Annotated in this window: 10 protein-coding genes and 2 tRNA genes; 8 read left to right on the top strand and 4 right to left on the bottom strand. The window is 64.4% G+C overall.

The window, feature by feature from the left end; genetic code table 11:
- The first annotated feature begins 36 nt into the window (after positions 1-36).
- The 3 genes from ACLBXN_RS22640 to ACLBXN_RS22650 all read left to right on the top strand — a co-directional run bounded on the left by ACLBXN_RS22640 (position 37) and on the right by ACLBXN_RS22650 (position 3,852).
- The gene (locus ACLBXN_RS22640) at positions 37-2,127 is read left to right on the top strand and encodes a bifunctional 2',3'-cyclic-nucleotide 2'-phosphodiesterase/3'-nucleotidase (protein ID WP_447613643.1); all 2,091 of its coding nucleotides are present in this window, start codon (positions 37-39) and stop codon (positions 2,125-2,127) included.
- A gap of 104 nt (positions 2,128-2,231) precedes the next feature.
- The gene (locus tag ACLBXN_RS22645; protein ID WP_003052034.1) at positions 2,232-2,819 is read left to right on the top strand and encodes a LemA family protein; all 588 of its coding nucleotides are present in this window, start codon (positions 2,232-2,234) and stop codon (positions 2,817-2,819) included.
- Positions 2,820-2,823: 4 nt separating this feature from the next.
- Positions 2,824-3,852, top strand: coding sequence for a M48 family metalloprotease (locus ACLBXN_RS22650; protein ID WP_447613644.1), 1,029 nt, complete (start codon positions 2,824-2,826; stop codon positions 3,850-3,852).
- 64 nt (positions 3,853-3,916) lie between these two features.
- On the opposite strand, the gene ACLBXN_RS22655 is transcribed toward ACLBXN_RS22650, so the two are convergent.
- A complete protein-coding gene (locus ACLBXN_RS22655) occupies positions 3,917-4,573 on the bottom strand; it encodes a Smr/MutS family protein (protein ID WP_447613645.1) in 657 nt (218 codons plus the stop codon).
- Positions 4,570-5,262, bottom strand: coding sequence for a RadC family protein (gene radC, locus ACLBXN_RS22660; protein WP_447613646.1), 693 nt, complete (start codon positions 5,260-5,262; stop codon positions 4,570-4,572). Before radC ends, ACLBXN_RS22655 begins: the two co-directional genes overlap by 4 nt.
- A 119-nt stretch (positions 5,263-5,381) precedes the next feature.
- Between radC and ACLBXN_RS22665 the strand changes: the two genes are divergently transcribed.
- From ACLBXN_RS22665 to ACLBXN_RS22685, 5 genes are all read left to right on the top strand, one after another.
- Positions 5,382-5,852, top strand: a complete 471-nt coding sequence (locus ACLBXN_RS22665) for an FKBP-type peptidyl-prolyl cis-trans isomerase (protein ID WP_003052041.1) — start codon at positions 5,382-5,384, stop codon at positions 5,850-5,852.
- Between the two features lies 1 nt (position 5,853).
- Positions 5,854-6,843, top strand: coding sequence for a 4-hydroxy-3-methylbut-2-enyl diphosphate reductase (ispH, locus tag ACLBXN_RS22670; RefSeq protein WP_043006119.1), 990 nt, complete (start codon positions 5,854-5,856; stop codon positions 6,841-6,843).
- A 182-nt stretch (positions 6,844-7,025) separates the two neighbouring features.
- Complete coding sequence (gene serS / locus ACLBXN_RS22675; RefSeq protein ID WP_211456827.1) at positions 7,026-8,342, top strand: serine--tRNA ligase; 1,317 nt, start codon at positions 7,026-7,028, stop codon at positions 8,340-8,342.
- Between the two features lie 31 nt (positions 8,343-8,373).
- Positions 8,374-8,463: transfer RNA gene (locus tag ACLBXN_RS22680), tRNA-Ser, on the top strand.
- Between the two features lie 2 nt (positions 8,464-8,465).
- Positions 8,466-8,542 (top strand) — tRNA-Arg (locus ACLBXN_RS22685).
- Between the two features lie 124 nt (positions 8,543-8,666).
- On the opposite strand, the gene ACLBXN_RS22690 is transcribed toward ACLBXN_RS22685, so the two are convergent.
- Together ACLBXN_RS22690 and ACLBXN_RS22695 are read right to left on the bottom strand one after the other, a co-directional pair.
- Positions 8,667-9,632 carry a bifunctional enoyl-CoA hydratase/phosphate acetyltransferase gene (locus ACLBXN_RS22690; protein ID WP_447613647.1) on the bottom strand — a complete coding sequence of 322 codons (966 nt, stop codon included), beginning with the start codon at positions 9,630-9,632 and terminating at the stop codon, positions 8,667-8,669.
- Between the two features lie 237 nt (positions 9,633-9,869).
- On the bottom strand, positions 9,870-10,632 hold a 763-nt coding region (locus ACLBXN_RS22695), incomplete at its 5' end, for a thiamine pyrophosphate-dependent enzyme (RefSeq protein ID WP_447613648.1).

The raw sequence follows: 10,632 nt of genomic DNA on the forward strand, positions 1-10,632 counted from the left end.
CCGACACTGCCTGTTTTTCAACAAGCAGGGTCAACCATGCAGGATTTCGATTTGCCTGGCGCAAAGCTGCGCTCGGGCGGTTTCTTCTCGGCATTGCAGCAACGCCGCCATGTGCTGACGGCCGCGGGCTGTGCCGCCTTGCTGGCCGCCTGCGGCGGCAGCGACGACAGCAGCACAACGCCTGTTACCGCACAGCCTGCCACGGCGACGCTGGCCGTTCTGGAGACCACGGACCTGCACTTCAATGTGCGCAGCTATGACTATTTCAAGCTGGCCGAAGACAAGACCTATGGCTTCGAGCGCACGGCCACGCTGATCCGTGCGGCCCGCAAGGAATTTGCCAACACGCTGCTGGTGGACAACGGCGACACCATCCAGGGTACGGCCCTGGCCGACTACGAGGCCGAGATCAAGCCCATCGCCTGCACGCAGCAGCTGTCCATGTACAAGGCCATGGGCGCGCTGAACTTTGACGCCGGCACGCTGGGCAATCACGAATTCAATTACGGTCTGCCCTTTCTCAACCAGGTGCTGGGTGGCGGTCTGGATGTGGACGGCGTGGACGCCAGCCAGAAATGCGCGGGCAACGGCTATCCGGCCGTGCTGGCCAATGTCTACAGCAGCAAGACCAGGAAGCCGCTGGTTCAGCCCTATGCCGTGCTGGAGCGCACCATGGTGGCCAAGGGCAGCGACGGCAAGGAAGTCAAGCTGCCCATCAAGATTGGCGTGATCGGCTTCACCACGCCGGGCATCATGAACTGGGACAAGCGCTATCTCGAAGGCAAGGTCTACACCGAGGGCGCGGTGGAGGCGGCGAGCAAGTACGTGCCGGAGTTGCGTGCCAAGGGCGCCGATGTGGTGGTGGCGCTGCTGCATGGCGGTCTGGACGGCTCGGCCTACTCGGCCACCATGGAGAACCCCGGCCTGTATCTGTCCAAGGTGGCGGGCATCGACGCCATGGTCATGGGCCATCAGCACAGCGTGTTCCCCGATCTGTCGGCCAAGCCCGCCTACAGCCAGAGCGGCGTGGACAACCAGGCCGGCACCATCAACGGCGTGCCTGCGGTCATGGCCAGCTCCTGGGGTAAGGCGCTGGGTGTGATCCAACTGCCGCTGCAATGGGACGGCAGGAAGTGGAGCGTGGCCAAGACCGGCAGCAAGAGCGAGCTGCGCAACATCCAGAACAAGGATGTCGCAGGTGCCACTGTGTTTGTGGATGCCGATCCGGCCGTCGCGCCGCTGATCGAGGCACAGCATCAGGCGGCCATCAGCTATGTGAAGACGCCCATCGGCAGCACGGACTTCCGCATGAGCACGCTGTTTGCCGATGTGGGCGATCCCGGTGCGATCCAGATCGTCAACCAGGCCCAGCAGGCCTATGTGGCCAGCTACATCAAGGCCAATCTGCCCCAGTACGCCAGCCTGCCCGTGCTGTCGGTGAGTGCGCCGTTCAAGTCCGGCTTCCAGGGCGGCAAGGACTTCACCGATGTGGCTGCCGGCTCGCTCGCCATCTACAACGCGGCTGACCTGTATCTCTACCCCAACACCGTGTACGCAGTGAAGGTCAACGGCGCCGACATCAAGAGCTGGCTGGAGGCTGCCGCCAAGCGCTTCAACCAGATCGATGTGAACAAGACGACCGAGCAGCCCTTGATCAGCAGCTTCCCGGGCTACAACTTCGACATGTTCACCACGGCCGATGTGCAGTACGAGATCGATGTCACCCAGCCTTTGGGCAGCCGCATCAAGAACCTGAGCTATCTGGGCAAGCCCATGGATACGGCGCAGGAGTTCGTGATCGCCACCAACAACTACCGTGCCACCAGCGGTGCCAGCTTCATCCCCAAGCTCGACGGCTCGTCAGCCATCTGGGCATCGCCCGACGCGAACCGCGACGTGGTGATTGGGTATGTGCGCCAGAATCCGCAGATCACCCGAGCCGCCAATGGCGCTGCCAAGAGCTGGCGCTTTACCAAGGTGACGACGGCCGGCCCGGTGGTGTTCAGCTCCGGCAGCAATGCCTTGAGCGTGGCCCAGGCTGCGGGCCTGACGGGAGTGTCCGTGCTGGCCGCGGATGACGGCCTGGGCAAGGGCATGAGCAAATATCAGCTCGATCTGTCCAAGTAGGCTGCGTTACCGCAACAACTGCCGCCGTGGCTGCAAAAGCCACGGCGGCTTTTTTCTGGGACTGGCTATGATGCGAGAAATTTTTCAGGGATAGGGGAGAGGGTATGACGGCATATATCGCGCTGGCAGTGGTGGTGGTGATCGTGATCTGGGCAATTGCCCTCTACAACCGCTTGCGCACGCACAAGAACCAGGTGGAGAACGCGTTTGCGCAGATCGATGTGCAGCTCAAGCGCCGCCATGACCTGATTCCCAATCTGGTGGAAGTCGCCCGCGGCTATATGCAGCACGAGGCCCAGACGCTGGAGGCAGTGATCCGCGCGCGCGGCGAGGCCGTCAGCGCTGCCGACAAGGCGCGCCAGTCGCCGGGCAAGGCGCAAGTCATGGGGGCGCTCATGGCGGCGGAGCAGGTGCTGGGCGGCCAGATGGGCCGTCTGATGGCGCTGGCCGAGGCCTATCCCACGCTCAAGGCCGATGCCCGCATGCAGCAGCTCAGCGAAGAGATCACCAGCACCGAGAACCGCATCGGCTTTGCACGTCAGTCCTACAACGACGAGGTGCTGGACTTCAACAACCAGGCAGGGCAGTTCCCGGACCTGATCGTGGCGCGGCTGGTGGGTTTTGTGCATCTGGACATGCTGGCTTCGACCCAGAGCGAGCAGGAGCGCGCCGTCCCTCAGGTCAGGTTCTGAGCGCATGCGTTTCTGGGAGCGACAGCGCGAAGCCAGGCGCAGCACGCGCTGGTTGCTGCTGGTGTTCGGCCTGTGCGTGCTGGCCGTGGTGGCATCGGTGCATGTGGGCCTGATGCTGGCCTGGTGGCTGGGCACTCTGGCATTCGGCGGCTGGGACTATCCCACGGGCTTTGCGGCGGTGAATATCGGCGTGACCTTGCTGCTGGTGCTGGGCGGCTGCTGGATAGAGCTGGACCAGCTGCGCCACGGCGGGCGCAAACTGGCACAGCGCGTGGGAGCGCGCGAGGCCAGACCCGGCAGCTCGCTGGCCGAGCAGCAGTTGTGCAATATCGTCCATGAAATGTGCATCGCGGCGCACTGGCCTGCGCCCCAGGTCGCGGTGCTGGCGCGGACCGAGGCCATCAATGCCTTTGCGGCGGGCTGGGATGCGCAGGACGCCGTCATCGCCGTGACCCAGGGGGCGCTGGACCAGCTCAGCCGTGAGGAAATGCAGGGCCTGGTGGCGCATGAGCTGTCCCATCTGCGCGAGGGCGACACGCGGCTGAACATGCAGCTGGCCGGCATGGTCTACGGGCTGGAGCTGATTCACAACTTCGGCCAGAGTCTGCGCGAGCGCGACAGCATCCTTACGCAATGGTTCGGCCTCTTCATCCAGGCAGCGGGCTTTGTCGGCTGGCTCGGCGGCCAGTTGCTCAAGGCCGCCGTATCGCGCCAGCGCGAGTATCTGGCCGATGCGCGTGCCGTGCAGTGGACGCGCAGCCAGGACGGCCTGGGCGGCGTGCTGCGCAAGGTGCTCACGCAGCGTGAGCTGGCCGAGGAGCAGTACGGCAGCTGGGAGCAGGACACGCGCAGCCACCAGGGGTTGGACAAGCGCATCGTGCAGCACATGCTGCTGGCCGAGACACCCCATGCCAGCCGCCTCGAAGACTGGCTGGAATCCCACCCCACGGTGCCCGAGCGCATACGCCGCATTTACGGCCGCGATATGCGGCCGCTGCCCTTGCCGCTCAACACCGTGCCGCAGGCAAGATAAGCCTTTTGGGCTCAGTCCCGATGTAGATAAGCGCGAGTAGCTATCAAATTGGAGGCAAATGGGCTCAGAACAGCTTGCGCTTGCCCGGCTGCAGCAGCACCACCAGCGCGCCCGCGCCTCCTTCGGCCGGGCGGGCCTGGACAAAGGCCAGAACCTCTTTTTTCTGGACCAGCCAGCGCTGCACCTTGCCCTTGAGCACGGGGGTGCGGCCCGGCGAGCCCAGGCCCTTGCCGTGCACGATGCGCACGCAGCGCACGCCCGTGCGGTGTGAGAGGCGGATGAACTGGCCCAGCGCCTCGCGGGCTTCGTCCGAGCGCAGGCCGTGCAGGTCCAGCTGGCGCTGAATGCTCCAGTGGCCGCCACGCAGCTTGCGCGTCACGTCGAGACCGATACCGGGGCGGCGAAAGCTCAGCTGATCGTCCACGTCCAGCAGGGTGCTGACATCGAACTCGTCGCTCATGGCTTCGCGCAGCACATTCTGTTCGTCCAGCACCATCTGCAGCGGCAGCGGCGAGGGCGCCGGCTCCAGAAAGCTGACTTCGTTGCGCGAGCGCAGCGGCGTGACCTTGCCGACGCTGAGCGCAAACAGATTGCGTTCGCGTTCGCGCGCTGCACGCGCTTCGGCCTGGACGAGGGCCAGGGCTTCGGCCTGTTCGCGCAGCTGCTTGAGATGGCGGGAGATGCCGGCCAGATCCTGCAGCGAGCGGTGTCCGTGGCTCATAGCAGACCCTCCTCGGCCATGGAACAGGCAGCGCCCGGTCCGACGATGATGTGGTCGAGCACGCGCACATCGATCAAGGCCAGGGCGGCCTTGAGCGTGGCAGTCAGCGCGCAGTCGGCGCTGCTGGGCTGCACGCTGCCGCTGGGGTGGTTGTGCGCGAGGATCACCGCGCCGGCCTGATGGTGCAGGGCGCGCAGTACGACTTCACGAGGGTAGACGGAGGTTTGCGTCAAGGTACCGCGAAACATTTCTTCAAGAGCCAGCAAGCGGTTCTGACTGTCCAGAAACAGCACGGCAAACACCTCGTGCGGCCTGGCTGCCAGATGCAGCTGCAGATAGTGCTTGACGGCTTCAGGGGAGGAAAAGACTTCCCGCTCGCGCAGCTGCTGCGCCGTGGCACGGCGGGCCAGCTCCAGCACGGCCATCAGCTCGGCGCGCTTGGCCGGGCCCAGGCCCTTGACGGTTGCCAAAGCCTGGTAGTCGGCAGCCAGCAGTCCGGCCAGACCGCCTGCTCCCTGGCGATCAGCGGGCAGCTCCAGCAACTCCTGTGCCATCTGCAGCACCGTCTTGCCGGCCATGCCGGTGCGCAGAATGACGGCCAGCAGCTCGGCATCCGAGAGCGCAGCCGCACCCCGCTGCGCGAGCTTTTCGCGCGGCTGGGCATCCAGGGGCAGGTCTTTGATGGGCATGGGTGTCAGTGCTTGCTCACGCAAGGCGGGAAAGTCCAGGGCGGGCCGGCCATCTCAACGCAGGCACGAAGAGGTTATAGGCTCGCTCTTACAATGCAGCCCAGTTTATCGGGACTTTCATGACCACAAGCGCAACCCCTTCGGATCTGCCCGTCGTGCAGGCAGGCTCTTTTCTCACGCTGCATTACCGCCTGGCGGGCCCTGCGGGCGATGTGATCAATACCTTCAACGAAAAGCCGGCGACGCTTTCGCTAGGGGCCGGCGAGCTGTCGCCGGCCATGGAAGACAAGCTGATCGGCCTGGCCGAGGGCACACACACGACTTTCGAGCTGCCCGCCGGCGAGGCTTTTGGCGAGCGCAACCCCGACATGATGCAGTGGGTGGCCCGCAAGCTCATGAACGAGCTCGGCGACCCGCATGAGCAATACACCGCAGGCGATGTGGTGCAGTTCCCCACGCCCGACGGCAGCGGCAGCTATGCAGGCGCCGTGGTGCAGGTGCGCGAGGACGGCGCCGTGCTGTTCGACTTCAACCACCCGCTGGCCGGCCAGCCCGTGACGTTTGAAGTGAAGCTGATCGGGGTACTTTGAGGTGGTGGGAGCCAAGGAAGTCCTGCTGGCCGAGCCGCGCGGCTTTTGCGCCGGGGTGGATCGCGCCATCGAGATCGTGGAGCGGGCACTGGCCAAGTTCGGCGCACCCATCTACGTGCGCCACGAGATCGTGCACAACACCTTTGTGGTCAACGATCTCAAGGCCAAGGGCGCCATCTTCATCGAGGAGCTCGACGAGGTGCCGCCCGGCGCCACTCTGATCTTCTCGGCCCATGGCGTCTCCAAGGCCGTGCAGCAGGAGGCCGAGCGCCGCGGCTTTGCCATCTTCGATGCGACCTGCCCGCTGGTCACCAAGGTGCATGTGGAAGTCGCCAAGCTGGCCAAGGAAGGCTATGAGTTCCTCATGATCGGCCACAAGGGCCATCCCGAGGTCGAAGGCACCATGGGCCAGCTCTCCGAAGGCATTCACCTGGTCGAGGACGAGGGCGATGTGGCCAAGGTGGCGCCGCGCCAGACCGAAAAGCTGGCCGTGGTGACGCAGACCACTTTGTCGGTCGATGACGCCGCAGGCATCAAGGCCGCCATCAAGGCGCGCTTTCCGCAGGTGCGCGAGCCCAAGCAGCAGGACATCTGCTATGCCACGCAGAACCGCCAGGACGCCGTGAAGGTGCTGGCGCCCCAGGTGGATCTGGTCATCGTCGTCGGCAGCCCGACCAGCTCCAACAGCAATCGCCTGCGCGAGCTGGCCGATCGCCTGGGCACGCCTGCCTATATGGTGGACAACGCGCTCGAGCTCAAGCAGGAGTGGTTTGCCGATGCGGCCCGCGTGGGGCTGACGGCCGGTGCCTCGGCGCCCGAAGTGCTGGTCGACGAGGTCATCGCACGCATCCGGCAATTGGGCGCAGTCGCCGTGCGCAAGATGGACGGCATCGAGGAAACCATCAAGTTCCCGCTGCCCAAGGGTCTGAAGATCGATGCGGCCACGGGCCTGGAGATCGCAGTGCGCAAGGCGCCCGAGACCGGACATTGAGTTCTGACAAGCTGATTGCTTGAAACTTCATAGCGCCTTGCGCATGGTATTCGGTAATTTCAGATAGATTTATGCTGAAATTCTATGAATAGCCTGCGCAAGGCGCTTTGCTTTTGATAGCTGACTGCTGCCATCCCCCGCGTATCGGCCGGGTGCGGCCAGTCGCTCTAAAATCCCCCTCTATGCTCGACATTCAACTTCTCCGCAAAGACCTGGATTCAGTCGTCGCCCGACTGCAAACCCGCAAGAACCCCCAAGCCTTCCTGAACGTGGAAGCCTTCAAGGCGCTGGAATCCGAACGCAAGTCCATCCAGACGCGCACGGAGGAGCTGCAGTCCAAGCGCAACCAGCTGTCCAAGCAGATCGGCATGTTGATGGGCAAGGGCGAAAAGGACGCCGCCGAAGCCGCCAAGGCCGAAGTGGCCGCCATGAAGACCGAGCTGGAACAATCGGCCACGCGCCTGGACCAGATCCAGACCGAGCTGCAGGCCATGCTGGTGGCCGTGCCCAATCTGCCTCATGAGTCCGTGCCCGTGGGCGCCGACGAAGAAGGCAATGTGGAAGTGCGCCGCTTCGGCACGCCGAGGAATTTCGACTTCGAGATCAAGGATCATGTCGATCTGGGCGCGCCCATCGGCCTGGACTTCGAAGCCGGCGTCAAGCTCTCCGGTGCACGCTTTACCGTGATGCAGGGCCAGATCGCGCGCCTGCACCGTGCGCTGGCCCAGTTCATGCTGGACCTGCAGACCGAAGAGCATGGCTACACCGAATGCTATGTGCCTTACATCGTCAACAGCGATTCGCTCAAGGGCACGGGCCAGCTGCCCAAGTTCGAAGGCGATCTGTTTGCGGCCCAGAAGGGCGGCCAGGATGCCGAGCCCCTGCCCGACACTGCGGCTCTGTACCTGATCCCCACGGCCGAAGTGCCGCTGACGAATCTGGTGCGCGACGAAGTGCTGGCCGAAGACCGCCTGCCCATCAAGCTGACTGCACACAGCCCCTGCTTCCGTTCCGAAGCCGGCTCCGGCGGTCGCGACACGCGCGGTCTGATCCGTCAGCACCAGTTCGACAAGGTCGAGATGGTGCAGATCGTGCATCCCGAAAAAAGCTATGAAGCGCTGGAAGAGATGACCGGTCACGCCGAAGCCGTGCTGCAGAAGCTGGGTCTGCCGTACCGCGTGATGAGCCTGTGCACGGGCGACATGGGCTTTGGCGCTGCCAAGACCTACGACCTGGAAGTCTGGGTGCCGGCACAGGGCACCTACCGCGAAATCAGCTCGGTCTCCAACTGCGAAGCCTTCCAGGCGCGCCGCATGCAGGCCCGCTTCAAGAATGCCCAGGGCAAGAACGAACTGGTGCACACGCTCAACGGTTCCGGCCTGGCCGTGGGCCGTACGCTGGTCGCCGTGCTGGAGAACTATCAGAACGCCGACGGCTCGATCACCGTGCCCGAAGCACTGGTTTCGTACATGGGTGGCAAAACTTTGCTGAAGGCCTGAATTTTTAGGCTACAATAGATGCTTCGACACAGGAGAGGTGGCAGAGTGGTCGAATGTACCTGACTCGAAATCAGGCGTACGTGCAAACGTACCGTGGGTTCGAATCCCACCCTCTCCGCCAATGCGGCTGTAGCTCAGCTGGATAGAGTACTTGGCTACGAACCAAGGGGTCGTGGGTTCGATTCCTGCCAGCCGCACCAAACGTTAAGCCTCAGAGTAGAAATACTCTGAGGCTTTTTCGTTTCTGGCGTCTGCGGGAGACAGGCGTTTGACAGTAAGGCCCGGCCACCGCGGTGTCCGGCAGGGCCTTGGCCTGGTCTTGCTCTATGCCTGCATCCCTGCGCTGGCCAGAACGGCCAGGGCGCAGGAGGCGATGCGGCTGGCCACCGAATCGGAGCGGCTGGTCAGCACGATGGGCACGCGCATGCCCAGTACCAGGCCGGCGCATTCGGCGTTGGCCATGTAGACCAGCTGCTTGTAGATCATGTTTCCAGCTTCGAGGTTGGGCGCCAGCAGCACATCGGGACGGCCTGCGACATCGGAGACGATGCCCTTGTTGTGCGCCGAATGCAGGGAGATGGCGTTGTCGTAAGCCAGAGGGCCGTCAAAGATGCCGCCCGTGATCTGGCCGCGGTCGGCCATCTTGCACAGGGCTGCCGCATCGATGGTGCCGGGAATGGCAGGGTTGACGGTTTCCACCGCCGACAGCAGGGCCACGCGCGGCTGGACTATGCCGATGGCCTGCGCCAGATCGACAGCGTTCTGGGCGATATCGCGCTTTTCCATCAAACTGGGGAAGATGTTGACCACGCAGTCGGTCATCAGCAGCGGGCGGTCGTAGCCGGGGATGTCCATGATGAATACATGGCTGGCCCGGCGGCTGCCGCGCAGGCCGGCTTCGCGCGCCACGGCCGCGCCCAGCAGATCGTCGCTGTGCAGGCTGCCCTTCATCAGAGCCCGGGCCTGGCCATCGCGGCACAGCGCTGCGGCCTGGGCGGCAGCGATGCGGGAGTCGTCCGCTGTGGCGTGGATCTCGGCGGCAGACAGATCCAGACCGGCAGAGCGGGCCGCAGCCTCGATGCGCTGGCGCGGGCCTGCCAGCAGGGGCTTGATCAGGCCGGCTTCCGCCGCCTGCATGGCCGCCTGCAAAGAGCTTGCATCGCAGGGGTAGGCCACGGCCACGGGAATCGGGCCGCGGGCCCGGGCCTGGTCGATCAATTGCTGGAGATGGGGACGCGGCGTGGCGGGAGCATCGTCGGCGACCACGGCAAGTGAGAGTGGGGGAGTCATGAAAGCTCCTGCGGGGAAGTACAAGGCCCGGCGCGAGCAACGCAGGGGTCTGGGAGTCGGCTTTCGAGGGTCTTGCGCTTTACCCAGGCGCATGAAACCGGCGCGGCCCGACCAAGGGACACCGAGGAAGGGCCTATGCCGGCCGCGCCGCCCCGCGCCGAGGGTGTCGTCCCCCTCCCCCGCGCAGCGGGTAGAGAGGGGGAAGGCGCGCAGCGCCTCAGGGGGTGTCAGACGGCGTCAGACAAAGTCTTTGTACTTGTCCAGCATGCGCACGGGCTTGGACAAGGCGTCGCGTCGGAAGGGATCGCCGAGCTCGCGGGTGCACATGATCTCGATCACGCAGGTCTTGCCTTCCTTCATCTGCATGTCGATAGCTTTTTGCAGTGCCGGGCCCACGTCCTCGATATGGTCCACCACGATGCCTTCGGCGCCCATGGCCTTGGCGATGTCGGAGAAGCTTTCGCTCTCCAGCTCGCCCGCCACGAAACGGCGGTTGTAGAAGTCCACCTGGTTCTTCTTTTCCGCGCCCCACTGACGGTTGTGGAACACCACGGCGGTCACGGGGATGTCGTGGCGCACGGCAGTCATGATTTCCATCATGCTCATGCCCCAGGCACCGTCACCTGCATAGGCGATGGCCGGGCGATCGGGTGCTGCGCACTTGGCGCCGATGATGGTGGGCAGGGCATAGCCGCAGTTGCCGAAGCTCATGGGAGCGAAGAAGCTGCGCGGCTCGTCAAAGCGCAGATAGCTGTTGGCCACCGAATTGATGTTGCCGATGTCGGTGGACACCATGACGCGCGCCGGCATGGCTTTTTCGAGCTCTCGCAGCACCTGGCGGGGATGCAGATAGCTGCCGCCGGTTGGCGTGCGTTCGCCCTTGGCCTCTTCGATCATGTCCAGGCTGTAGGGGTCGCGCTCGTGGGTCCAGCCGTCGAGCTCCTTCTCCCAGGCGGCCTTTTCCGTGGCGATGGTGTCGGCGCGCGCTGCCTTGGTGGCA

The sequence above is a fragment of the Comamonas sp. C24C genome (assembly GCF_053345995.1).